The organism is Pseudomonas sp. Bc-h (genome assembly GCF_002080045.1).
Taxonomy (GTDB): Bacteria; Pseudomonadota; Gammaproteobacteria; order Pseudomonadales; family Pseudomonadaceae; genus Aquipseudomonas.
In genome coordinates, this window is the sequence record NZ_MUIN01000001.1 from 338320 (window position 1) to 363621 (window position 25302).

Genomic DNA, 25302 nt, shown 5'->3' on the forward strand with positions numbered 1-25302 from the left:
GTTTTCCAGTCGGCGGCAGCCGGCACCAAGTTTGCGTGAATGAGGACAAGTGTTATGGGTAAGAATGTCGTAGTCCTGGGCACCCAATGGGGTGATGAGGGCAAAGGCAAGATCGTCGATCTGCTGACCGAACATGCTACCGCGGTAGTTCGCTATCAAGGCGGCCACAACGCCGGTCACACCCTGGTGATCGATGGCGAGAAAACCGTTCTGCACCTGATTCCGTCCGGTGTACTGCGCGAAGGCGTCCAGTGCCTGATCGGCAACGGTGTGGTCGTAGCGCCTGATGCACTCATGCGTGAAATCACCAAGCTGGAAGAGAAGGGCATCCCTGTGCGCGAGCGTCTGCGCATCAGCCCGTCCTGTCCGCTGATCCTGTCTTATCACGTGGCGCTGGACCAGGCCCGTGAAAAGGCCCGTGGCGAGCACAAGATCGGTACGACCGGTCGCGGCATTGGCCCGGCTTACGAAGACAAGGTTGCGCGTCGTGGTCTGCGTATCGGCGACCTGTTCCACCGTGAGCGTTTCGCGGCCAAACTGGGCGAGCTGCTGGATTACCACAACTTCGTTCTGGTCAATTACTACAAAGAGCCGGCAATCGATTTCCAGAAAACTCTTGACGAGTGCATGGAATACGCCGAACTGCTCAAGCCGATGATGCTCGACGTCACCGCTGCGCTGCATGAAATGCGTCGTGCCGGCAAAGACATCATGTTCGAAGGTGCGCAGGGTTCGCTGCTGGACATCGACCACGGGACCTACCCGTACGTCACCAGCTCCAACACCACTGCCGGCGGGATTGCCACCGGTTCCGGTGTCGGCCCGATGTTCATCGACTACATCCTGGGTATCACCAAGGCGTACACCACTCGTGTCGGTTCCGGTCCGTTCCCGACCGAGCTGTTCGACGACGTGGGCGCTTTTCTGGCCAAGCGTGGTCATGAGTTCGGCGCTACTACCGGTCGTGCCCGCCGTTGTGGCTGGTTCGACGCCGTCATCCTGCGTCGCGCCATCGACGTCAACAGCATCTCGGGCATCTGCCTGACCAAGCTGGACGTTCTGGACGGTCTCGAAACCATCAACATCTGTGTTGGCTACAAGAACGCAGATGGCGCAGTCATCGATGCCCCGACCGATGCCGACAGCTACATCGGTCTTGAGCCGGTGTACGAGCAAATGCCAGGCTGGACTGAATCGACCCTGGGCGCCAAGACCCTGGAAGAGCTGCCAGCCAACGCCCGTGCTTACATCGCTCGCCTGGAAGCACTGGTCGGCGCGCCGATCGACATTATTTCGACGGGCCCGGATCGCAACGAAACCATCGTTCTGCGTCACCCGTTCGCTTGATAAGTCGTTGAAATACAAACAAAGGGTCGCTCAGGCGGCCCTTTGTTTTGTCTGCATGATCCCCCTCACCAGAACGGCACGACCCTTGCTGTAAATACCGTCATAAAAGATGCCATCATTTTAATGGCGTTTGTTGTGGGGGAGTCTCCAGTGTCAGCCGTCCTTTCGCTTCTTCGCAGTCGTTTGCTGCGCCCTGTATTCATTGCTCTCGGCATTGCCCTTTTGGTGCAGGTGCTGGTGGCGGTCGCCCTCACGCGGAGCACCGTGACTGCGCTGGAGGCTGATCTTGCCACGCGCCTCGGGGTAGATTCGCAACACTTGTCGGGGGAGCTTGAGCAGGCTAGCCGTGACGTAACGTCCAGCCTGGACAGCCTTTCGCAAAATACCCGTCAACGCCTGAGCAGCGGATTGTCCGCTCGTCTGAAGGATGAGCAGAAACAACTGCGTGCGACCCTGGAAAAAGACCTCAAGGATTCCGCTACGGACATGGCGGAATTGCTCGCCGCCGTAGCCCCTCGTGCGATGTGGGATGGCGATACCCCGACGCTCTCGGAATTCGCACGCCGTGCCCAGCGCAATCCCAACGTGCTGTTCGTCGTGTATGACGATGCTCAGGGTGAGCACCTGACGCGATACCTGAACCGAGATAACGAATCGATCAAATCGCTGCTGGCCAAAGGCGAGGGCGAGCGGGCGATGGATAAGGTGCTCAACGCCGCGCAGAAAGACCCTTCGGTTTATTACGTCGAAGCGTCGATCAGCCCTAACGGTGTCGAGATCGGCAAGGTGCGGATGGGCGTGTCGACGGCCACGGTGGAAGAAAACCTTGCGGCGCTGGATAAACGATTTACCGCATTGATTGGTAGTGGCGAGCAGTTGGTCTCCGAAAGTCTCGGTGGTGCGGCAGCGGAGAGTTCAGGCGCGCTGCGCTCGCGACTACAGACTGCGCAGGCAGCGGCTTCGGCCATGGCGACCAACACCAGCGCTACTGTTCAGGAAGCCGCTGCGACATTGCGCTGGAGAATCGGCGTAGGCCTGGCGCTGGTCGGGTTGGGTGTACTGCTGGCACTGGCCGTAGTGCTGGGCCGTCGAGTGGTCTTGCGCCTGCAATTGCTCAATCGAGCGCTGGATGATCTGGCGGCGGGTGAGGGTGATCTGACCAAGCGCGTGAAGCTCACCAGCAACGACGAGATCGGCGATATGGCGGCGGCGGTGAACCGGTTTGTCGACAAGTTGCAGCCAATCGTACGCGAGGCGGGAGATGTCGCCCAGCAGACAGGTGTGGAAATCGGCGCAATGAGCAAGCGTAACGCTGGCGCTGATGCCGCTGCCGAGTTGCAGCGTGATGAGGTGGCTGCGAGTCTTCAAGCGTTGGCGCAAATGGCCGACGAGGCGCAGGCCGAGAGCCATGCGATGCAGGCTGCGTTGCGTCAGGTGGTCGATATTCGCCAGGCGACGGACGAAAACACCCGTACTTCCAATCAGGTCGGCAATTTGATCGAGGCATTGGCCGGGCAGGTTGAGACCGGTGCGCAGGTCATTGAGCGTCTTGCCCAGCAAAGCGAGCAGATCGAAGTGGTGCTGGAAGTCATCCATGGCATTGCCGAGCAGACCAATCTGCTGGCTCTCAACGCGGCAATCGAAGCTGCGCGTGCGGGCGAGACAGGTCGTGGTTTTGCTGTGGTCGCTGACGAAGTGCGTGCGCTCGCCAGTAAAACGCAAAGCTCGACCGGGGATATTCAGGAGCACATCGCCAAACTTCAGTCCGGCGCAAAAGAGGCGGTGGCGACAATTGGTCTGGCGGGGCGTCAGGCCAAGGAAGGGCTTGCGGTATTGCGCGACAGTGCCCGTCTTCAACAGACGGTTCAGTCCTCGGTTGAGCAGGTTCACGCGGCCATCGGGCTGGCAACCAGGGCGGCTGAGCATCAGGCCAAAGGCGCGCAAGCTGTCAGAGGGCGGGTGGAGGTGATTCACGCTCAGGCAGAGAAGGCGGCTCAGGCCGTTGTTGAAACGACGGCAAGCGGCAAGACACTGGACAAGCTTGCGGCCCAGTTGAAGGCGAGTCTGGGGCAGTTCCGGGCGTGATTGAGCAGGGGCTGGTGCGCGTCCTGTAGCAGTCCGGCTTACAGGCGGCGGCGTTTTCAGTGGCGCTGTCGGCGGTAGGCTAGACTGCTGCAGAGACGGAATATTACAAACCCTAGAAAGCACAAAGCCGAGCACTTGGCTCGGTTTTGTTTTGTTTGGTGCCCAGGAGAAGACTCGAACTTCCACGACCGTAAGGTCACCAGCACCTGAAGCTGGCGTGTCTACCAATTTCACCACCTGGGCATGGCGCTGATTTAATTAGATTTTTCATTTCAATGCAACACAAATTTGCGAATTTGTAGGCGGGGAGATCAAAAATCTTCAGCGTGATGAAAGGGTTGCAGGAATTCGATGGAGGCGAGGAAGTGATCTACGCTCAAGGCTGTTTGCGATTCGCAGAATTTGCAGACCCTGAAAAGCACAAAACCGAGCACTAGGCTCGGTTTCGTTGAATTGGTGCCCAGAAGAAGACTCGAACTTCCACGACCGTAAGGTCACCAGCACCTGAAGCTGGCGTGTCTACCAATTTCACCATCTGGGCGATTCGTTGATTTCATTCGACTAATTGTTCAAAAAGCCGTTTGATTTCAACTACAACGTGGCGTGTGCCGTCGTTGTGGGGCGCATCTTACGGATGAGATTCGGGGCTGTAAACCCCCTTGCGTGAAATTTTTTTGAAATAGCAGAAAGCCTCAGCAAATGCTGTCTTCGCGTTTCAATGTGGTATATGCCAAACTAATTGCATACAGATAAGGTGAACTCATTCTAATGGCCGATTGGCAGTCCCTCGATCCCGAGGCCGCTCGTGAAGCGGAAAAATACGAAAACCCCATCCCCAGCCGTGAGCTGATTCTGGCGCACCTCTCCGATCGCGGCTCGCCCGCCGCTCGCGAGGAGTTGGTGGAAGAATTCGGCCTGACGACTGAAGATCAGATCGAAGCTCTTCGTCGACGCCTGCGCGCCATGGAGCGCGATGCCCAACTGATCTACACCCGCCGTGGCACGTATGCGCCGGTCGACAAACTCGACCTGATTCTGGGTCGCATCAGTGGCCATCGTGACGGTTTCGGTTTCCTGGTGCCCGATGACGGCTCTGATGACCTGTTCATGAGCCCGGCGCAAATGCGTCTGGTATTCGATGGCGACCGTGCCCTGGCGCGTGTTTCCGGTCTGGATCGTCGCGGTCGTCGAGAAGGCGTGATCGTCGAAGTCGTTTCCCGTGCCCACGAAACCGTCGTCGGTCGTTACTTCGAGGAAAGCGGCATCGGTTTCGTCGTGCCAGACAATCCGAAGATTCAGCAAGAAGTGCTGGTCACGCCGGGCCGCAACGCCAGCGCCAAGATCGGGCAGTTCGTCGAGGTGAAAATCACCCATTGGCCAACGCCGCGCTTCCAGCCGCAAGGCGACGTGGTCGAGGTCGTGGGTAACTACATGGCGCCAGGCATGGAAATCGATGTCGCGCTGCGTACTTACGATATTCCTCACGTCTGGCCGGAGGCTGTGCTTAAAGAGGCTGCCAAGCTCAAGCCGGAAGTCGAAGAAAAAGACAAAGAGCATCGCGTCGATCTGCGCCACCTGCCGTTCGTTACCATCGACGGCGAAGACGCGCGTGACTTCGATGACGCGGTCTTTTGCGAAGCCAAACCGGGCAAGCTGCGCCTGTTCTCCGGCGGCTGGAAGCTCTACGTGGCGATTGCCGACGTCTCCAGCTACGTGAAGATCGGTTCTGCGCTGGACGCCGAATCGCAGGTGCGTGGCAACTCGGTGTACTTCCCCGAACGCGTCATTCCGATGCTGCCGGAGCAACTGTCCAACGGCCTCTGCTCGCTGAACCCGCTGGTCGACCGTCTGGCGATGGTCTGCGAAATGACCATCTCCAAGACTGGCGAGATGACCGACTACGTGTTCTACGAAGCGGTGATCCACTCCCACGCGCGCCTGACCTACAACAAGGTCAGCTCGATTCTGGAACACCCGAAAACCGCTGAAGCCAAACAGCTTCGTGGTCAGTACGGCGAAGTAGTGCCGCACCTCAAGCAGCTGTATGCGTTGTACAAAGTGCTGTTGGGCGCTCGTCATGTCCGGGGTGCAATCGATTTCGAAACCCAGGAAACCCGGATCATCTTTGGCTCCGAGCGCAAGATCGCGGAAATCCGCCCGACCACGCGCAACGATGCTCACAAACTGATCGAGGAGTGCATGCTGGCCGCCAACGTGGCCACTGCCGAATTCCTCAAGAAGCATGAAATCCCTGCGCTGTACCGTGTTCACGACGGTCCGCCGCCTGAGCGTCTGGAAAAACTGCGCGCGTTCCTTGGCGAACTGGGCCTGTCGCTGCACAAAGGCAAGGATGGTCCGACGCCCAAGGATTATCAGGCGTTGCTGGAAACCATCAAGGACCGTCCGGATTACCACCTGATCCAGACAGTCATGCTGCGCTCCTTGAGCCAGGCGGTTTACAGCTCCGACAACAACGGTCACTTCGGTCTGAACTACGAGGCATACACGCACTTCACCTCGCCGATCCGTCGTTATCCGGACTTGCTGACCCATCGCGCGATTCGAAGTGTTATCCGCTCCAAGCAGGACACCCCGCACGTTCGCCGTGCTGGCGCTGCGTCGATTCCCAAAGCGCGAATCTACCCTTACGACGAAGCCGTACTGGAGCAATTGGGCGAGCAGTGCTCGATGAGCGAGCGCCGCGCCGATGAAGCGACTCGTGACGTCACGAACTGGCTCAAGTGCGAGTTCATGAAAGACCGCGTGGGCGAGTCGTTCCCGGGTGTGATTACAGCAGTGACCGGTTTTGGGCTGTTCGTGGAGCTGACCGATATCTACGTCGAGGGTCTGGTTCACGTCACTGCTTTGCCGGGTGATTACTACCACTTTGATCCGGTTCATCACCGTCTGGCGGGCGAGCGTACAGGTCGCAGCTTCCGGCTCGGGGATACCGTGGAAGTGCGGGTCATGCGCGTTGATCTCGATGAGCGCAAGATTGATTTCGAAATGTCGGAGAAGACCACCAGCGCGCCAGTCGGTCGCAAGCGCAAGGCTGCCGAACCTGCTCCTGCTCCAGTTGAGAAAGAGAAGGAAAAGGCATCGTCCTCGCGCCCTAGTCGTCGTAGCGCCAGCAAGGAGCCCGTGGCCGAGGCATATCGCCCCAGCGATGCAGCCGCAAAAAACGCCGAAGTTCGCAAGAGCCGGGAGATGAAGAAGGCCTTGCTGGCGGAAGCGAAGGGCGGTAGCAAGGCGTCGTCGGGAAAGTCGCAAAGGAGTGATTCTGCTCCGGCTGGCACGTCCGGGAAGCCGAGCAAACACCGTAAAGGCCCGCCTAAATCGGGCTCGGCTCCTGCTGCGAAGAACGGCGGAGCGCGTAAACCTAAGGCCAAGTCATGAGTTCGTTGGAAAAAATCTACGGTGTGCATGCCGTGGAAGCGCTGTTGCGTCACCATCCCAAGCGGGTCAAGCAGATCTGGCTGGCGGAAGGACGCAGCGATCCGCGCGTTCAGGTGTTGATCGAGCTCGCCACGCAAAACCGCGTGGCGGTCGGTCAGGCCGAGCGTCGTGAAATGGACGCCTGGGTTGAAGGCGTGCATCAGGGCGTAGTGGCGGACGTGAGCCCCAGCCAGGTCTGGGGCGAAGCGATGCTCGACGAGCTGCTGGATCGTACCGAAGGCGCGCCGCTGATTCTGGTGCTGGACGGCGTGACTGACCCGCACAATCTGGGTGCCTGCCTGCGAACTGCAGATGCAGCCGGCGCGCTGGCGGTCATCGTGCCCAAGGACAAGTCGGCGACATTGACGCCAACTGTCCGGAAGGTCGCCTGTGGTGCTGCGGAAGTCATCCCGCTGGTCGCCGTCACCAACCTCGCTCGCACCCTGGAAAAGCTCCAGCAGCGCGGTCTATGGGTGGTGGGAACCGCCGGTGAGGCGGAGCAGGAGCTCTATCAGCAGGATTTGACCGGTCCGACGATCATGATCATGGGTGCCGAAGGCAAGGGCATGCGCCGTCTGACCCGTGAGCATTGCGACTACCTGGTTCGCCTGCCGATGGCGGGCAGCGTCAGCAGCCTCAATGTTTCGGTCGCTACCGGTGTGTGCCTCTTCGAAGCCATGCGGCAGCGCAGTGTGAAAGCAGCCGCTTCGCGGAAATAGTGAGCCTCAACCTCCAAACGACAAGCTGAAACCGTCCGCGATCAGCTTGTCGCTTGGCGCTTACAGCTTGATGCTGCTTTTGCTCAAATAATCACCAATTTCCTTGCGCCGGTTCTGGCCCTTCTCTACAATTGCGCCCCTTGCTGTCATGGCAGGCGCTCATGTGCCTGTCCCTGTGCAAGATAAACCAGTGTTATTCACTCCTTGTCTGACCGCTTTGGCGGCAGGCTACAACCCGTAAGGAGCATTCATGCGTCATTACGAAATCATCTTTCTGGTTCACCCGGACCAGAGCGAGCAAGTCGGCGGCATGGTTGAGCGTTACACCAAGCTGATCGAAGAAGACGGCGGCAAGATCCACCGTCTGGAAGATTGGGGCCGTCGTCAACTGGCCTACGCAATCAACAATGTTCACAAGGCTCACTACGTGATGCTGAACGTTGAGTGCACTGGCAAGGCTCTGGCCGAGCTGGAAGACAACTTCCGTTACAACGATGCCGTGATCCGTAACCTTGTCATCCGTCGCGACGAAGCCGTTACCGGCCAGTCCGAAATGCTCAAGGCTGAAGAGAACCGCAGTGAGCGCCGTGAGCGTCGCGACCGTCCTGAGCACTCCGACGCCGAAGGCGTTGACAGTGATGACAGCGACAACAGCGATAACGCTGACGAGTAATCCACGGACCTTTTGAGGAGCCCATTACATGGCACGTTTCTTCCGTCGTCGTAAATTCTGCCGCTTCACAGCTGAAAATGTGAAGGAGATCGATTACAAGGATCTCAACACCCTGAAAGCCTACGTATCCGAAACCGGCAAGATCGTTCCTAGCCGCATTACCGGTACCAAAGCTCGTTATCAGCGTCAGCTGGCTACCGCTATCAAGCGCGCCCGCTTCCTGGCCCTGCTGGCCTACACCGACAGCCACGGCCGCTGAGACCAGGTTAAGTCGACAAAAACGCAGTAAGGGATAGATCGCATGCGCGCCATGGCTGACTTCATCATGCGCGGTCGCGTGCAGGCCACTCTCGTAGTGGTTGGATGTGCGGCGTTGCCGCTGTTGTTCTGGTTGAGTGCTGCCGCAGGTTGCCTTGTGCTCCTGCGACGTGGGTTGAGTGGCGCTACTGGCGTACTCGCCTGGGCTCTGCTGCCGGCCTTGGTCTGGTGGTATTTCGGTGAACCTCGCACCCTGATGGTGTTGCTCGGTTCATGGGGGTTGGCGGCTGTATTGCGCGCCAGCGAGTCCTGGGTCCGCGTGCTGCTGGTCAGCGTAGGACTTGGATTGTTGTATGCAGTGGTTCTGGGAGCGGTTTTCCGCGAGCCCATCGAAGCCATGGCGGGGGAGTTGCAGAAACTCCTGCCCCACGTCTTCGGTGATGTCTACCAGCAGATGTCGGTAGAAGAGCGAGCGCGTCTGGGAGCATTGATTACACCGGTCCTCAACGGCCTGATAGCAGCACTGTTGCAGATCGTCAGCGTGGTATGCCTGATACTTGGGCGTTACTGGCAGGCGTTGTTGTATAACCCGGGCGGTTTCGGGCGCGAATTTCGCAGCTTGAGACTCCCGCGGGCACCGATGCTGGTGCTGCTGGTGTGCATGTTGGTTGCGCCGAATTTCGGTCCGCAACTGGCGATGCTGACACCGTTGTGCAGCGTGCCACTCATGTTCGCGGGGCTGGCCCTGATTCACGGTCTGGTGGCTGCGAAGCGCCTGACACGGTTTTGGCTGGTGGGGTTGTACGTCACGTTGTTGCTGTTCATGCAGCTGATTTATCCGTTGCTGGTGGTGTTTGCCATTGTCGACAGCCTGATTGATTTTCGCGGCCGTCTGGCGTCGAAAGATGCCGATAACGGTTCTGCGAACGGTGAAGGTTAAAGTTAAGAGGTTATTACCAAATGGAACTCATCCTGCTGGAAAAAATCGCCAACCTGGGCAACCTGGGCGATAAAGTAAACGTTAAGGCTGGTTACGGCCGTAACTACCTGCTGCCTTTCGGCAAAGCCACCGCTGCAACCGCTGCCAACCTGGCTGCGTTTGAAGAGCGTCGCGCTGAGCTGGAAAAAGCCGCTGCCGAGAAGAAAGCTTCGGCTGAAACTCGCGCTGCTCAACTGGCTGAGCTGGAAGTGACTATCACTGCCACTGCTGGTGACGAAGGCAAGCTGTTCGGTTCGATCGGTACTCACGACATCGCTGACGCACTGACCGCCTCTGGCGTCGAAGTGGCCAAGGCTGAAGTTCGTCTGCCGAACGGCACCATCCGTAACGTTGGCGAATACGACGTTGCCGTGCACCTGCACAGCGATGTTGAAGCTACCGTTCGCGTAGTTGTGGTAGCTGCTTAAGCAGTTTGATTTCAGCGCTACGGTGCTGGAGTCTGATCGTCTGGCGACTCGTTCGTCGGTCGGTCAGCAAAGGGCGCGCTCCTGTTTATCAGGTCGTGCCCTTTGTCATTTCTGAGTATTCTGTTTCAAATTCCTGATTCCGTGTGGCCATGAACGACATTTCCGCTCCCGAGCAATACGATCTGCAAACCGCTGCCCTCAAGGTGCCGCCGCACTCCATCGAGGCCGAACAGGCTGTGCTCGGTGGTCTGATGCTGGACAACAACGCTTGGGAACGTGTGCTGGATCAGGTCTCGGACGGTGATTTCTATCGTCATGACCACCGTCTGATTTTCCGCGCCATTGCCAAGCTGGCCGACCAGAACCTGCCCATCGACGTCGTGACCCTGTCCGAGCAACTGGACAAAGAAGGTCAGACTTCACAGGTCGGCGGTCTGGGTTACCTGTCGGAGCTCGCAAAGAATATTCCGTCGGTCGCCAACATCAAAGCTTACGCCCAGATCGTGCGTCAGCGCGCGACCCTGCGCCAGTTGATTGGTATCAGCAACGAAATTGCCGACAGCGCGTTCAACCCGGAAGGGCGAACCGCCGAGGAGATTCTCGACGAAGCCGAGCGGCAGATCTTCCAGATTGCTGAAGCGCGCCCCAAAACGGGTGGTCCGGTAGGCGTCAACGATCTGTTGACCAAGGCCATCGATCGCATCGACACCTTGTTCAATCTGGGTGAAGGCATCACCGGCCTGTCCACCGGTTACACCGATCTGGACGAGAAGACCAGCGGCTTGCAACCGTCCGATCTGATCATCGTCGCGGGCCGTCCGTCGATGGGCAAGACCACGTTCGCCATGAACCTGGTGGAGAACGCGGTGCTGCGCAGCGAAAAGGCCGTGCTGGTGTTCTCGCTCGAAATGCCAGGTGAATCGCTGATCATGCGTATGTTGTCCTCCCTTGGGCGTATCGATCAGACCAAGGTGCGTTCCGGTCAACTGGACGACGACGATTGGCCGCGCCTGACTTCGGCGGTCAATCTGTTGAATGATCGCAAATTGTTCATCGATGACACCGCCGGTATCAGCCCGTCGGAAATGCGCGCGCGGACTCGTCGCCTGGTTCGTGAGCATGGTGAAGTCGGGATGATCATGATCGACTACCTGCAGCTGATGCAGATTCCGGGCTCCAGCGGTGACAACCGGACCAACGAGATTTCCGAGATCTCCCGTTCCCTGAAAGCCCTGGCCAAGGAATTCAACTGCCCTGTGGTGGCGCTCTCCCAGCTCAACCGCTCTCTCGAACAGCGACCCAACAAGCGCCCGGTTAACTCCGACTTGCGGGAATCCGGAGCGATCGAGCAGGACGCCGACGTCATCATGTTCGTGTACCGGGACGAGGTGTATCACCCGGAAACCGAGCACAAGGGCGTGGCTGAAATCATCATCGGCAAACAACGTAACGGCCCCATCGGCTTCGTTCGCTTGGCATTCATCGGTAAGTACACGCGCTTTGAGAATCTCGCGCCGGGTAGTTACAACTTTGATGACGATGAGTAAAACCTAGCCGCATAGTCGGAACTGGTTATTTTTTGTGCTATTCTCCGCGCCGGCGATTTCCCGAGAGGAAGTCGCCTCCCTGATTACGAACACTGGTCATCGACATGCAAGCAGCCAAGCCGTTATTTGACTATCCGAAGTACTGGGCCGAATGTTTCGGACCTGCGCCCTTCCTGCCGATGAGCCGGGAAGAGATGGATCAGCTTGGCTGGGATTCCTGCGACATCATCATCGTCACCGGTGATGCCTACGTCGACCATCCGTCTTTTGGTATGGCGATCATTGGCCGACTGCTGGAGTCGCAAGGCTTCCGCGTCGGGATCATTGCCCAGCCGGACTGGAAATCCAAAGACGACTTCATGAAGCTGGGCGAGCCGAATCTGTTCTTCGGTGTCGCGGCTGGCAACATGGACTCGATGATCAATCGCTACACCGCCGACAAGAAAATCCGCTCCGACGATGCCTACACGCCGGGCGGCATGGCCGGCAAACGTCCGGATCGTGCGAGCCTGGTCTACAGCCAGCGCTGTAAGGAAGCCTACAAAAATGTGCCGATCGTGCTCGGCGGCATCGAGGCTTCGCTGCGCCGTATCGCGCACTACGACTACTGGCAGGACAAAGTCCGCAATTCTATTCTGATTGACGCCAGCGCCGACATCCTGCTGTACGGCAACGCCGAGCGGGCCATCGTAGAGGTCGCCAATCGCCTGTCCTACGGCGAGAAGATCGAGAACATCACCGATGTGCGTGGGACGGCATTCATTCGTCGAGACACGCCTGAAGGCTGGTACGAAGTCGATTCCACGCGCATCGACCGTCCGGGCAAGGTCGACAAGATCATCAACCCGTACGTCAACACTCAGGACACTCAGGCCTGCGCCATCGAGCAGGAAAAAGGCCCGGTCGAAGATCCTAATGAAGCCAAGGTCGTGCAGATTCTGGCTAGCCCCCGGATGACCCGCGACAAGACCGTGATTCGCCTGCCGTCGATGGAAAAAGTGCGCAACGACGCTGTCCTCTACGCTCACGCCAACCGCGTTCTGCACCTTGAGACCAACCCCGGTAACGCCCGTGCGCTGGTTCAGAAGCACGGCGAAGTCGATGTCTGGTTCAACCCTCCGCCAATTCCGATGACCACCGAAGAAATGGACTACGTGTTCGGCATGCCGTACGCGCGGATCCCGCATCCTGTTTACGGCAAGGAAAAGATCCCGGCCTACGACATGATCCGTTTTTCGGTGAACATCATGCGGGGCTGCTTTGGTGGCTGCACATTCTGCTCGATCACTGAGCACGAAGGCCGGATCATCCAGAACCGCTCTCACGATTCGATCATTCGCGAGATCGAAGAAATCCGCGATAAGGTCCCGGGCTTCACCGGCGTCATTTCCGACCTCGGCGGCCCGACCGCGAACATGTATCGCATCGCCTGCAAGAGCCCGGAAATCGAATCCGCGTGCCGCAAGCCGTCCTGCGTGTTCCCTGGTATCTGCCCGAACCTGAATACCGACCACTCGGCGCTGATCCAGCTGTATCGCAGTGCGCGGGAATTGCCGGGCGTGAAGAAGATCCTGATTGCCTCCGGTCTGCGTTACGACCTGGCCGTCGAGTCGCCTGAATACGTCAAGGAGCTGGTGACGCACCACGTCGGTGGTTACCTGAAGATCGCCCCGGAGCACACCGAGGAAGGTCCGCTCAACCAGATGATGAAGCCGGGCATTGGCAGCTACGACAAGTTCAAGCGCATGTTCGAGAAGTACTCGAAAGAGGCGGGCAAGGAGCAGTACCTGATCCCGTATTTCATCGCGGCTCACCCGGGCACCACCGATGAAGACATGATGAACCTGGCGCTGTGGCTCAAGGGCAATGGTTTCCGTGCCGACCAGGTGCAGGCGTTCTATCCGTCGCCGATGGCCAGTGCGACTGCCATGTATCACTCAGGCAAGAACCCACTGCGCAAGGTCACGTACAAGAGTGACTCGGTCACCATCGTCAAGAGTGAGGAGCAGCGTCGCCTGCACAAGGCGTTCTTGCGTTATCACGACCCCAAGGGCTGGCCGATGCTGCGCGAGGCGCTGGAGCGTATGGGCCGTTCAGATCTTATCGGTTCGGGCAAAAACCAGCTGATCCCGCTGCATCAGCCTGAGACTGACAGCTATCAGAGCGCTCGCCGCAAGAACTCGACGCCTGCCGGCAGCCACAAGGTCGCCAAGACTACGAAGATTCTCACGCAGCACACTGGCCTGCCTCCGCGCGCGAGCGATGGTGGCAAGCCGTGGGACAAACGCGAGGAAGCCAAGGCCGCTGCGGCTGCCCGCAACAAGCAGGCAGCCAAGGATCGCGCCGATGCTGCCAAGGGTGGTAAGGGCGGTCAGAGCAAGAAGCCGTCGCGTCAACCGGTGTTCCCTCGGTAATCAGCCGGATGCAATAAAAAACGCCAGCTTTCGAGCTGGCGTTTTGCGTTTTAGATCTTCACGTTTTCGCGGATATTCCAGCCAAACTTGACCGGGCCGCCGTCCTTGGCCCCGTCTGCCTGTTGCGGCTGGTAGGCGACTTCAACCTTACCGAAGTTAAGTTCGATGTGCTCCCTCAACGTTTCGTCGCCGCTGCCTGCATCGGTCTGATATGACGCGATCATCACTTCTTTCAGTGTGATGATCATGTATTCCACCGGCGCGCTGCCGCCAGCCTTGCGCACCGTCAGCGTGGCTTCGGGATAATGCTTGCCGCTCGAGCAAGCCATCATGAGGTTCGGCGAAGCCTTGTCCAGCGACTTGTTCAAGCTCAGGTTCTGCATGGTCACCTTGCCCGCACCCCCGCCACCGCCCTGATGCATCGAGCCAGATTGCGCCATACCCCACTGCAACGATTGAATGTCGATTTCTTCCTTGTGAGCACTGTCCATCGACTCACCCTTGATATCGCCAAGCTTCAAAAACATATCGATTGCCATGAAATACTCCCTGAAAAAATAGTCGTCGACGAGTTGTCGTCGCGCACCTTTTCTCACCGGGAGGTTGATCGCAATACGTTGGGCGCATATCGGGACCGTTCATACGAAACAAAGAAAGTCTTCCTACAGCGCGAGGGTCATTGACTGCCTAATCTCGCCCACTCTCAGCCAAAACAAAGGGAAAAGGAATGAGCGGGCTATCACTGCGGGATGGTTTTTCCGTCGCGCGAAGTCAAGCGAGGGATCGCATAGAAAACGCTATTGATCTCAAGCAGCTGTTCCGCGTGATCGATGCTGATCCGGCCATCGTTGGGGCCGGTGTCGTTTACATCGATAGCGATTTCAATGTCGTGACGCTGAGGGAGTTTCAACCGATTTGCAGCGTGGCCGTCAAACGTGTGGTCTTGCGGGAACCACCCAGATATATGGGGGCGCAAGCGTTCGTACGTGCGTTGGAGAGCAATCCAAGGGAGTCACAGATCGTCAAGGAAAGCATTAGCGCTGCCGTAGCATGCACGGAAGCTGTGCTTAGCTGGATAGTTGTGATTAGTGGAAGTGCATTGATTCCTTTTACTGCTGGTAGTTCTGCCGTGTTCACCACATTGTGGTTGGCTTCGGCTTTGGCTGGAACTGCTCAATGTACGGTGGGGCTTGGACGGGTGGTCTATGAGTCAGTTGACCCTGCAGTGATCGACATCCTTGATTCGAATGAATGGTACGAAACGACCATGAATGTGCTGGACTTTATTACTTTGGGTGGCGCCAGCGTGTCGATTGCCGGGACGGGGATACTTAAAAGGGTGATGCTGAAGACGACAGGTAAATCCATCCGCCAAGGGGTAAAAGGCCTTAGCCGCCAGGAGAGCTATCAGCTTACAACTGAGCTGCTGTCTATCAGGCATCCAGAGCTAAAGTTTAAACTGATAAAACTCGAACGTATTGCAAAGAGACTTCCTAAACGATTTACCCCAATAGAAGTAAAAAGCAGCTTGCAGGTACAGATAAAAGACCTGTGGGCGGGACGGTTGGCTGTAGTGGGAAGCATTATCTCGGGAAATCTAACTCCAATAGCGCTAGGTATTTATGGAGAGGTGGTCAACCCATGAGACCTCTGCAGCTTTTATTATTCATGCGCCGCTACTTTCCTACGTTTATGGCAGGGATTTTTGCGGGAATATTTTCGATCGTGTTTGTTCTGGTGCTTTACATTGAGGCGTTTCTTCGCCCGATCAAACCGGCTGACGGCGTGGAGTGGCTGCTTGGCGGTGCCCTAATTGCAGTGGGCTATATGTGCGTCTGCCATTTTTTTTTGGTATGGGGCCGAGTGCTTTGGGTCTGGGGCATAGCGTTCCTGTTCGTCACTTGTCTGGGCGCCGCACTTCCCATCATTGAATATCGTCCAGTCAAAGTCCTATATTTTTTCGCTTTGCTTGCTCCATTGATCGGTTTGCTGGTCCTCAATTCAAATCGTCATCGAAAAATGAGAAAGATTCTGGTCCTCGTGCGTAATAAGCGAAAACGGTTTCTCGGTATCCGCAAAGCCCGTCTAGGCCGATTAACGGCCGGACGGCGCAAATAACTCCACCTGCCTCATTTACGTGCGACCCTTGCACCATCCGCCGAAGCTGGCGCAATTTTGGTGCTGTGCTTAGCTGAGCGGGCACCCTCAACGCCGAAGGCGCCTGACTTGCCCGGATGGCATAAGTCTTGCGCGGTTCCGCTACCGTCCAGGCTCGCAGGAGGCACGCCGTGTCGATTCACATTGCCTTGCACCACGTCACGCATTACCGCTACGAACGAGCGGTAGAACTGGGTCCGCAGATTGTGCGCTTGCGTCCTGCGGCTCACAGCCGCACGCGTGTGTTGTCCTATTCGCTGAAAGTCCTGCCCGAGAATCACTTCATCAACTGGCAACAGGACCCGCAGGGTAATTACCTGGCGCGGTTGGTGTTTCCCGAGAAGACCGACGAGCTGCGCATCGAAGTCGATCTGGTTGCCGAAATGGCGGTGTTCAACCCGTTCGACTTCTTCCTGGAGCCCTACGCCGACAAGATCCCGTTCACTTACGCCAATGAAGAGCATCGCGAGCTGCTGCCGTATCTGGAGAAGCTGCCGCTGACGCCGCGCTTTCAGGCGTATCTGGACAGCATCGATCGCACGCCGATACCGGCCATCGACTTTCTGGTGAATCTAAACCAGCGACTGGCCCACGACATCGGCTATCTGATCCGTATGGAGCCAGGTATCCAGACACCTGAGTTCACCCTGGAAAACGCCTCTGGCTCGTGCCGTGACTCTGCCTGGTTGCTGGTGCAGTTGCTGCGTCACCTGGGGCTGGCGGCCAGATTTGTTTCCGGCTACCTGATTCAACTAAAAGCCGATCTAGAGGCGTTGGACGGGCCATCCGGCACCGATGTCGATTTCACCGATCTGCATGCCTGGTGCGAGGTGTATTTGCCCGGCGCCGGTTGGGTCGGCCTGGACGCGACATCCGGTTTGTTTGCCGGTGAGGGCCACATTCCGCTGGCGTGCAGCCCCGAACCGTCTTCGGCGGCGCCGATCAGTGGTCTGGTCGAGCCCTGCGAAACCGAATTCAGCCACGAGATGTCGGTAGAGCGCATATGGGAAGCGCCGCGAGTCACCAAGCCTTACACCGATGAGCAATGGCTGGAGATACAGGCGCTGGGCCGACGGATCGACGGCGACCTGATCGCTCATGACGTGCGCTTGACCATGGGCGGCGAACCGACGTTCGTGTCCATCGATGATCGCGATGGCGATGAATGGAATACAGCGGCACTCGGACCGAAAAAACGGGTGTTGTCTGCCGAGCTGTTCCAGCGCATGCGCAAACATTACGCGCCACAGGGCATCGTGCACTTCGGCCAGGGCAAGTGGTATCCGGGCGAGCAACTGCCGCGCTGGTCGCTAAACTGCTTTTGGCGCAAGGACGGTCAGCCGGTCTGGCGTAACAATGCGTTGATTGCCGATGAAAGCGAAGACTACGGCACCGACAGCGAGACCGCTGGACGCTTTCTGCGCAGCATTGCCGAGCGGCTGAAATTGCCGGCGCGTTATGTGTTCCCGGCTTACGAAGACAATTTCTATTACTTGTGGCGCGAAGGCGCACTGCCGAAGAACGTCAGTGCCGAAGATTCTCGTCTTGGGGATGAACTTGAGCGCGCGAGACTGAGCAAAGTGTTCTCCCAGGGGCTGGACAAGGTCATAGGCCATGTTTTGCCGTTGGCGCGCACTGCGGCCGATGATCGTTGGCAGAGCGGGCGCTGGTACCTGCGTGACGAGCACTGTCGTCTGGTGCCGGGAGACTCACCGCTGGGCTACCGCTTGCCGTTGGCGTCGCAACCTTGGGTGAAGGCGGCCGAGTACCCCTACATCCACCCGACGGACCACAACCAGGAGTTTGCGGATCTGCCGGGTCGCAATGAGGTCCAGTCTCGCCTCGATGGGCTGACCGAGCACAAGGATCCGCATGCTGAAAAAGTCCCAGCCATCGATGAGTCAGCCGACTGGCTGACCCGCACCGCACTGGGGGCCGAAGTGCGCGGCGGTCGTCTGTACCTGTTCATGCCACCTCTGCAATCCCTTGAGGCCTATCTGGAACTCGTGGCGGCCATCGAATCGACCGCAGAGGAGCTGCACTGCCCGGTTTTGCTGGAAGGCTACGAGCCGCCGAGCGATCCGCGGCTGGCCAATTTCCGCATTACGCCCGATCCGGGAGTGATTGAGGTGAACGTGCAGCCGTCGTCGAGTTGGGACGAGTTGGTCGAGCGCACTGAGTTCTTGTACGAACAGGCGCGACTGACCCGGCTGACCACCGAGAAATTCATGATCGACGGGCGCCATACCGGCACCGGCGGCGGCAACCACTTCGTGCTTGGGGGCGCCACGCCAGGCGATTCGCCTTTCCTGCGTCGCCCTGACTTGCTGCGCAGCTTGCTCAGTTACTGGCACAACCATCCATCGCTGTCGTATCTGTTTTCCGGGCTGTTCGTTGGCCCGACTTCACAGGCGCCGCGTGTGGACGAGGCGCGCAATGACTCGCTGTACGAATTGGAGATCGCCTTTTCGCAGATGCCTTCGCCCGGCGAGGAGTGCCCGCCCTGGTTGGTGGATCGTTTGCTGCGCAACTTGCTGATCGACGTCACCGGCAATACGCACCGCGCGGAATTCTGCATCGACAAGCTGTATTCGCCGGATGGCGCGACGGGCCGTCTGGGCCTGCTGGAACTGCGCGCGTTCGAGATGCCACCTCATGCGCGCATGAGCCTGGCGCAGCAGTTATTGCTTCGTGCGCTGGTCGCACGGTTCTGGCAGGAGCCTTACGCACCGCCAAAACTGGCACGTTGGGGCAACGAGCTGCACGACCGTTTCATGCTGCCGCACTTCATCGAGCAGGACTTCGCCGATGTCATCGTCGAGCTTAACGCTGCTGGCTATCCGGTGCGGGCCGAGTGGTTCGCGGCGCATCTGGAATTCCGCTTCCCGAAAGTCGGCGATTACGCGGTCAGTGGCATCGAACTGGAACTGCGTCAGGCGCTGGAACCCTGGCATGTCCTGGGCGAGGAGGGCGCGGCGGGCGGTGCGGTTCGTTACGTGGATTCGTCCCTTGAACGATTGCAGTTGAAGGTCACGGGACTGCCGCCGCAGCGCTACATGCTGACCTGCAACGGCGTTCCCGTGCCGCTGCAACCCACCGGGCGCATCGGCGAGTTCGTCGCGGGCGTGCGTTATCGCGCCTGGCAGCCGTTCAATGCCTTGCAACCGACCATCCCGGTCCACGCGCCACTGGTTTTCGACATCCTTGATACATGGATGCAGCGTTCCCTGGGCGGCTGCGAGTATCATGTCGCGCATCCTGGTGGTCGCAACTACGAAACCCTGCCGGTGAACGCCAATGAGGCCGAGAGCCGGCGCCTGTCGCGGTTTTTCCGCGTCGGCCACAGCCCCGGCAAACTGGCGGTCCCTGCGCTGACCATCAATGATGAAATGCCCATGACGCTGGATCTGCGTCTGCATCGATAACGGCCCGCACGGGTTGCCCGACACGAGCTGTCGGGCCGCCTGGCTTAGAGAGCGGCCGCAGGGAAGCGAGCCACTGCGTGTCACGTTGTCTGCGCTAATCTGAGTTGTTCCAGCTGTCTGCCGAGCCTTCCATGCCTGACCTGCTTGACCGATATCCGCTCTCTGCGGGTACTTATCACGAGATGCTCGACGCCAGCGGCGCAGTTCGGCCGCACTGGCTGCGCTTTTATGAGCATCTGCAACGCAGCACACCCGCCCAGTTGATTCAGCGTCAGGCCCTTCTGGCTCGGCAGATTCAGGAAAACGGCGTCACCTACAACGTTTATGCCGACCCCAAGGGTGCTGATCGCCCCTGGGAGCTGGATCTGCTTCCGCACCTGATTCCCGTCGAGGAGTGGCAGCAGGTGGCGGCCGGCATCGCTCAACGAGCGCGCCTGCTCAATGCGGTTCTTGCGGACCTTTACGGCCCGCAAAAGTTGATTGCCGAGGGGTTGCTGCCTGCCGAACTGGTGTTCGGTCACAATAATTTTCTATGGCCCTGTCAGGGCGTCACGCCGCCGGAAGGCACCTTCCTGCATATGTATGCCGTCGACCTTGCGCGCACACCTGATGGCCGCTGGTGGGTCACGGCGGATCGGACACAGGCGCCTTCAGGTGCCGGGTATGCACTGGAAAACCGCCTGATCGTGTCGCGGGCTTTCCCCGAGTTGTATCGCGATCTGGAAGTGCAGCACCTGTCGAGCTTCTTCCGCTCATTGCAGGAGACCCTTGCACGTCAGGCGCCGAGCAGCAACGAAGCGCCACTGGTGGTGTTGCTGACGCCGGGGCGTTTCAACGAAAGCTATTTCGAACATCTCTACCTGGCCGGCCAGTTGGGTTATCCATTGGTGGAAGGCAGTGACCTGACAGTGCGTGACGCCACTGTGTACCTGAAAACATTGAGCGGGCTGCGTCGGGTTCACGCCATCATGCGGCGCCTGGACGACGACTTCTGCGATCCGCTTGAACTTCGCACGGACTCGGCCCTGGGTGTGCCGGGATTGCTTGAGGCCGTACGTCAGGGGCGGGTACTGGTGGCGAACGCCTTGGGCAGCGGTGTTCTGGAATCGCCCGGGCTGTTGGGCTTCTTGCCAAAGATCAACGAACACCTGTTCGGCGAAGAGCTGATTCTGCCTTCAGTGGCGACCTGGTGGTGTGGAGAGCCGCCCGTGTTGGCCCAGGCGCTGGAAAAAATGCCTGAGTTGCTGATCAAGCCTGCGTTTCCGTCTCAGAGTTTCGCGCCGGTATTTGGCCGCGATTTGAACGAGGAACAGCGTCAGGCGCTCGCGGCGCGCATGCAGGCCAGGCCTTACGCCTATGTCGCTCAGGAGATCGCTCAGCTGTCTCATGCGCCGATCTGGCAGGGTGAAAAGGAACAGTTGCAGCCCCGCGCCATCGGCATGCGGGTTTACGCCGTCGCCACCGAAGACGGCTACCGGGTGTTGCCCGGCGGCTTGACTCGCGTGGCCGCCGACGCCGACGCCGATGTGGTGTCGATGCAGCGCGGCGGCGCGAGCAAGGACACCTGGATCCTCGGGGAGCGCACCTTGGGCAGCGAGCCGTGGAAAGGCCGTCGCTCGCTGGGCGTGCATGATCTGATTCGTCGCGACCCGTATCTGCCATCGCGCGTTGTGGAAAACCTGTTCTGGTTCGGTCGTTACTGCGAACGTTGCGACGACAGTGCACGTCTGTTGCGAATCATGCTGGCGCGCTATGTCGACGGCGATGACCCGCTGGCGCTGCAAGCAGCCGTCGAGCTGGGCGAGCGAGTGAATCTGGTGCCTCGCGAAGATGAAGAGGACCAGGAGGGCTCCGAGCTGCCTCAGCGGCTGCTCGCCGCCCTGCTAGGCGATGAATGGCCATTCAGCCTGCGCTCTAACCTGCAACGCTTGCAGTGGGCGGCGTCACAGGTGCGTGGCAAGTTGTCCAGAGAAAACTGGCAAGCCCTCGTGGAGTTGCAGCGCGAGGCCGCCAACCTCGAAACAGACGACCCCGATTTCGGTGAGTTGCTGGACTTCCTCAACCGTCTGGTGATGTCGCTGGCGGCGCTGTCCGGTTTCGCGCTGGACGACATGACGCGTGATGATGGCTGGCGTTTTCTGATGATCGGGCGGCGTATCGAGCGTTTGCAGTTCCTCAGCACCAGCCTTGCGGCGTTCCTGCGAAGCGATGCGGTGTTCGATCAGGATGCGCTGGACTGGCTGCTGGAGCTGGGCAACAGCAGCATCACTTATCGCTCGCGGTATCTGGCGTTGCCGCAACTGATCCCTGTGCTCGACCTGCTGCTGCTCGATGAGCAGAATCCTCACGCACTGCTGTTCCAGCTCAAGCTGGTGGCGCGCTCGTCCAAGCGTCTGAACGATGATTTTGGCTCACCGAAGGACAGCAGTCTGACCTTGCTGATCCAGCGTCTGGCCGGTTTCGATCTGGGATGTCTGGAAGAAGGGCTGTTCGGGGAAAGCAGCGTCAGGGCGGCGCTGCACGGCCTGGCGGATATGCTGCAGAACATTGGCGAGGTCAGCGGTCAGGTTTCCGATCGCCTGGCATTGCGCCATTTTGCCCATGTCGATGATGTCAGCCAGCGAACGGTGTCCGTCTGATGAACAGTGCTCATTACCAGATTCTTCACGACACCCATTACAAGTACGACAGCCCGGTTTCGCTCGCGCAGCAGCTGGCCCATCTGTGGCCGCGACGCAGCCCGTGGCAGCGTTGCCTGGAACAGCACCTGGTGATCAGCCCGGCGCCGACCACGCGCCGCGACGAGCTGGACGTGTTCGGCAACCCGCTGACACGGCTGGCTTTCGAACGGCCCCATGACGAGTTGCAGGTTAACGCGCGTCTGCGCATTGAAGTGCTGGAGCGTCCAACGCTGGATTTTCAGCAGTCGCCCTCGTGGGATCAGACCCGCAGCGCGCTGACCTACAGCGCCTCGAAGATGTCCCCGGACATTCTCGACGCCTGCCGTTATCGCTTCGAGTCCCCTTACGTGCATCTGAAACAGTCGTTCGTGGACTTCTCTGCCAGCTGCTTTCCGTCCGGCCGTCCGATGCTGCTGTGCGCGCAGGCGTTGATGGAGAAGATTTTCGACGAGTTCACTTTCGACGGCGAGGCGACTCAGGTGGCGACACCACTGGTGGAGGTTCTGGAAACCCGGCGTGGCGTCTGTCAGGACTTCGCACATCTGATGCTGGCGTGCCTGCGTTCGAGGGGGTTGGCGGCGCGTTATGTCAGCGGTTATCTGCTGACCCAGCCGCCTCCAGGCCAGCCGCGTCTGATTGGCGCTGACGCGTCCCATGCATGGGTGTCGGTGTTCTGCCCGGTGCTGGGCTGGGTGGATTTCGATCCGACCAATAATATCCAGCCAGCGCTGGAACACATCAGTCTGGCGTGGGGGAGAGACTTTTCTGACGTCTCTCCACTACGGGGTGTGATCCTGGGCGGCGGCAATCATGACCCCGAAGTACGGGTGACGGTCATGCCCATCGCGGGCTGATGCCAGGCTTACTCAGCTGGCTTCTCGTCGCTCGGCTGCTCGTCGGCCACTTCCTCGCCAACCTGCGCTTCGGCTTTCTCGGCCTGCTTGCGCTGCAGCTTCTCCTCTTTCTTTTGTTCCTTGGCCAGATCACGTTGGCGTTTGGCGAATGAGTAGTTGGGTTTGGCCATGGGCAATCCTCGGGGCTGGCGATAATTACCGCCATTCTGCCTGAGAACGACGAATACCCGCCGCTGTATTTTTTGCCGGCCAACCGTCTGTTCTATAGATTCTGCTCAATCACGCCGCTCGGGCGGCGCGGCGGTAGTCGCTATAGTCCTGGCTGGCGCTGGCGTAATTGCCGCTGGCACCACAGGCATACGCGGCGAGCAAACTGCGGAAAAGGCTATTGAGTTGCATGAATATCGTCCTGAATGATGAGTGACAAGGCGATCTTAGAAGGACACTCTAGTCTGCGCTGTTTGATTGTCTCGATTGCCCCGATAGCGGCGACCCAGACATGTTTCATAATCTCCGGTTGAAAAATTGTTTAGAGTTCAGGCACTCTTTGTATACAAAAAAACCAAGAGCTACCCCATTCAGGAGACTCATCATGATTCGCAAGCTTGTTGCTGCATCCCTTCTGACGCTGGCCAGCGGGCATCTGCTGGCAGCCGAATGCTCGGTCGACGTCGACTCCACCGACCAGATGACCTTCTCCACCAAGGCCATCGAAATCGACAAGAGCTGCAAGGAATTCACCGTCAACCTGAAGCATTCCGGCAGCCTGCCCAAGAACGTCATGGGCCATAACCTGGTGGTCAGCAAGGAAGCTGACATGCAGCCGATCGCCACCGACGGCCTGAGCGCCGGGATCGACAAGCAATACCTGAAAGAGGGTGATGCACGCATCATCGCTCACACCAAGATCATCGGTGCCGGCGAGACGGATTCGTTGACGATCGACGTGTCCAAGCTCGATCCAGCGGAGAAGTACGGCTTCTTCTGCTCGTTCCCGGGCCACATCAGCATGATGAAAGGCACGATCACTCTGAAGTGATCCGCGCCTTTAGCCGTCCGGCTTGCTGGCGGTGGCGTCCTTGAAATCGCTACCGCCGGCAAGCCGGACTGCTACAACGGGCGAGGTGTCTCTGACGCCTTGTTACGACCGCTTCGAATCGGTCATCTTGAAAATCCCCTGTGCGTTGCTGCTGTCGAAATTCAGGTCGATCTTTCCATTTTCCGGGTCGATCTTGCGCTGAATGAACTCGACGAACGAGCCCGGAAGCTGATGGGTTTTCAGCACGCCCTCGGCATTCAGCAGATCGCGATTGACGGTACAGGCCTTGTACGCCGTCTGCATCACGCGCCCCGAACCTGAGACCTCGATGCTGTCCTTCATGGGCCGCTCGCGGCGAATTTGCTCCTCAACCGTGGCTTCCAGATCTGCTACGCGATCGGTCAGGTGGTTGAAGCTGTTGCCTTCGGTGGCGATCCAGGCCATTTCCGCGCTTTCGCTGAGCAATTGGCGGTAATCTTCTTCTCGTACCACACCATGCTGGCGGCCAAACGCGCGATACAGGCCTGGCAGCAGACGTGTCGCTTCTTCGACGCTGCAATGGCGGGTCGTCTGCAGACGCTTGAGGATGCTCAGGTCTTCACGACTCAGCGGATCACGGCTCGAACCGACCACACGGCCGACAGCGCTCTGAAACGCCTCGCTCAAGCGGCCCGGGTGCAGTTCGGAGACGAAGAACTGCGCGATGTCCTCCGGCAGGTCCATCTGGCGATAGCCCCAGCCGGTCATGTTCAGCCTGGTCAGCGGATAAGTGCGCACATCGGTGAAGCCCAGCGGCTCCAGCAGGCGCGAGAACGCTTGACGACCCCTTGGCAATTCGCCGTTTTCAGCCCAGTCCACGGTACGAATCGCTCCATGGTCGAACACCACTTTGCGGCCGCTCTCGAATTGCTCGTCGACGTAACGCAGGCCGTCCGGCACGGCTTCTACCAACTTGTGGAACAGGCACAGGTTCAGCGCTTCGGCGAGCCACACGCGATGGATCGCATCCTCGCTCCAGGAGAATTCCTGCAGCCCCTGAGGGACATCAACGCGGTGTTTGAGCCAGTCGGCAGCAGGCTGGCCGACGGTGGAAGCAACGAGAGAGAAGAGGCCTTGGAAAGCGGTCATGGATGGCGGCTCTGAGCGGGAAAGTCAGGACGCTATGTAAGCCTCGATGGCCGGTGCCATCAAGCGAAAAAAAACGACGGGTTCATTCCTTTTTTGAATGGCACAGGCTTTCGAAGTTGTTTCTGATACCCCG

The 25302-nt window shown here is 58.8% G+C and carries 19 protein-coding genes and 2 tRNA genes; 16 read left to right on the top strand and 5 right to left on the bottom strand.

Annotated elements, in window-relative coordinates; translation table 11 throughout:
• Positions 1 to 54: 54 nt before the first annotated feature.
• On the top strand, positions 55 to 1347 hold the full coding sequence (locus BWR59_RS01445) for an adenylosuccinate synthase (RefSeq protein ID WP_081563871.1): 1293 nt from the start codon (positions 55 to 57) through the stop codon (positions 1345 to 1347).
• A 150-nt stretch (positions 1348 to 1497) separates the two neighbouring features.
• Complete coding sequence (locus BWR59_RS01450) at positions 1498 to 3432, top strand: methyl-accepting chemotaxis protein (protein ID WP_081563872.1); 1935 nt, start codon at positions 1498 to 1500, stop codon at positions 3430 to 3432.
• Between the two features lie 156 nt (positions 3433 to 3588).
• On the opposite strand, the gene BWR59_RS01455 is transcribed toward BWR59_RS01450, so the two are convergent.
• Positions 3589 to 3675: transfer RNA gene (locus BWR59_RS01455), tRNA-Leu, on the bottom strand.
• Positions 3676 to 3886: 211 nt separating this feature from the next.
• Positions 3887 to 3973: transfer RNA gene (locus tag BWR59_RS01460), tRNA-Leu, on the bottom strand.
• A gap of 227 nt (positions 3974 to 4200) precedes the next feature.
• Between BWR59_RS01460 and rnr the strand changes: the two genes are divergently transcribed.
• From rnr to BWR59_RS01500, 8 genes are all read left to right on the top strand, one after another.
• The gene (rnr, locus tag BWR59_RS01465) at positions 4201 to 6828 is read left to right on the top strand and encodes a ribonuclease R (RefSeq protein WP_081563873.1); all 2628 of its coding nucleotides are present in this window, start codon (positions 4201 to 4203) and stop codon (positions 6826 to 6828) included.
• A complete protein-coding gene (rlmB, locus tag BWR59_RS01470) occupies positions 6825 to 7586 on the top strand; it encodes a 23S rRNA (guanosine(2251)-2'-O)-methyltransferase RlmB (RefSeq protein ID WP_081563874.1) in 762 nt (253 codons plus the stop codon). The genes rnr and rlmB overlap by 4 nt, the downstream gene beginning before the upstream one ends.
• 250 nt (positions 7587 to 7836) lie before the next feature.
• Positions 7837 to 8259 (top strand): 30S ribosomal protein S6, encoded by a 423-nt coding sequence (gene rpsF / locus BWR59_RS01475; RefSeq protein ID WP_062379020.1) that lies wholly within the window; start codon positions 7837 to 7839, stop codon positions 8257 to 8259.
• A gap of 28 nt (positions 8260 to 8287) precedes the next feature.
• Entirely contained in the window at positions 8288 to 8518 is a 231-nt protein-coding gene (gene rpsR, locus BWR59_RS01480) for a 30S ribosomal protein S18 (RefSeq protein ID WP_037015707.1), read from the top strand.
• Positions 8519 to 8560: 42 nt separating this feature from the next.
• On the top strand, positions 8561 to 9457 hold the full coding sequence (locus tag BWR59_RS01485; RefSeq protein WP_081563875.1) for a hypothetical protein: 897 nt from the start codon (positions 8561 to 8563) through the stop codon (positions 9455 to 9457).
• Between the two features lie 20 nt (positions 9458 to 9477).
• Positions 9478 to 9924, top strand: a complete 447-nt coding sequence (gene rplI / locus BWR59_RS01490; RefSeq protein ID WP_062379016.1) for a 50S ribosomal protein L9 — start codon at positions 9478 to 9480, stop codon at positions 9922 to 9924.
• Positions 9925 to 10073: 149 nt separating this feature from the next.
• Positions 10074 to 11471: a replicative DNA helicase gene (dnaB, locus tag BWR59_RS01495; RefSeq protein WP_081563876.1), complete on the top strand. Its 1398-nt coding sequence runs from the start codon at positions 10074 to 10076 to the stop codon at positions 11469 to 11471.
• A gap of 104 nt (positions 11472 to 11575) precedes the next feature.
• Positions 11576 to 13885 (top strand): YgiQ family radical SAM protein, encoded by a 2310-nt coding sequence (locus BWR59_RS01500; RefSeq protein WP_081563877.1) that lies wholly within the window; start codon positions 11576 to 11578, stop codon positions 13883 to 13885.
• Positions 13886 to 13935: 50 nt separating this feature from the next.
• Here the strand turns inward: BWR59_RS01500 and BWR59_RS01505 are convergent, their stop codons facing one another.
• On the bottom strand, positions 13936 to 14424 hold the full coding sequence (locus BWR59_RS01505) for a type VI secretion system tube protein Hcp (protein WP_081563878.1): 489 nt from the start codon (positions 14422 to 14424) through the stop codon (positions 13936 to 13938).
• A gap of 188 nt (positions 14425 to 14612) precedes the next feature.
• Between BWR59_RS01505 and BWR59_RS01510 the strand changes: the two genes are divergently transcribed.
• From BWR59_RS01510 to BWR59_RS01530, 5 genes are all read left to right on the top strand, one after another.
• Complete coding sequence (locus tag BWR59_RS01510; RefSeq protein ID WP_081563879.1) at positions 14613 to 15530, top strand: hypothetical protein; 918 nt, start codon at positions 14613 to 14615, stop codon at positions 15528 to 15530.
• Positions 15527 to 16003 carry a hypothetical protein gene (locus BWR59_RS01515; RefSeq protein ID WP_081563880.1) on the top strand — a complete coding sequence of 159 codons (477 nt, stop codon included), beginning with the start codon at positions 15527 to 15529 and terminating at the stop codon, positions 16001 to 16003. The genes BWR59_RS01510 and BWR59_RS01515 overlap by 4 nt, the downstream gene beginning before the upstream one ends.
• 170 nt (positions 16004 to 16173) lie before the next feature.
• Positions 16174 to 19467 carry a transglutaminase family protein gene (locus BWR59_RS01520; protein ID WP_081563881.1) on the top strand — a complete coding sequence of 1098 codons (3294 nt, stop codon included), beginning with the start codon at positions 16174 to 16176 and terminating at the stop codon, positions 19465 to 19467.
• A 131-nt stretch (positions 19468 to 19598) separates the two neighbouring features.
• Positions 19599 to 22106, top strand: a complete 2508-nt coding sequence (locus BWR59_RS01525) for a circularly permuted type 2 ATP-grasp protein (protein WP_081563882.1) — start codon at positions 19599 to 19601, stop codon at positions 22104 to 22106.
• Entirely contained in the window at positions 22106 to 23002 is an 897-nt protein-coding gene (locus BWR59_RS01530) for a transglutaminase family protein (protein ID WP_081563883.1), read from the top strand. Before BWR59_RS01525 ends, BWR59_RS01530 begins: the two co-directional genes overlap by 1 nt.
• Before the next feature lie 8 nt (positions 23003 to 23010).
• Here the strand turns inward: BWR59_RS01530 and BWR59_RS32320 are convergent, their stop codons facing one another.
• The gene (locus tag BWR59_RS32320) at positions 23011 to 23172 is read right to left on the bottom strand and encodes a hypothetical protein (RefSeq protein ID WP_168184431.1); all 162 of its coding nucleotides are present in this window, start codon (positions 23170 to 23172) and stop codon (positions 23011 to 23013) included.
• 422 nt (positions 23173 to 23594) lie between these two features.
• Between BWR59_RS32320 and azu the strand changes: the two genes are divergently transcribed.
• Entirely contained in the window at positions 23595 to 24041 is a 447-nt protein-coding gene (gene azu / locus BWR59_RS01535) for an azurin (protein ID WP_081563884.1), read from the top strand.
• Positions 24042 to 24143: 102 nt separating this feature from the next.
• Here the strand turns inward: azu and BWR59_RS01540 are convergent, their stop codons facing one another.
• Complete coding sequence (locus BWR59_RS01540; protein ID WP_081563885.1) at positions 24144 to 25169, bottom strand: DUF1338 domain-containing protein; 1026 nt, start codon at positions 25167 to 25169, stop codon at positions 24144 to 24146.
• Positions 25170 to 25302 lie beyond the last annotated feature (133 nt).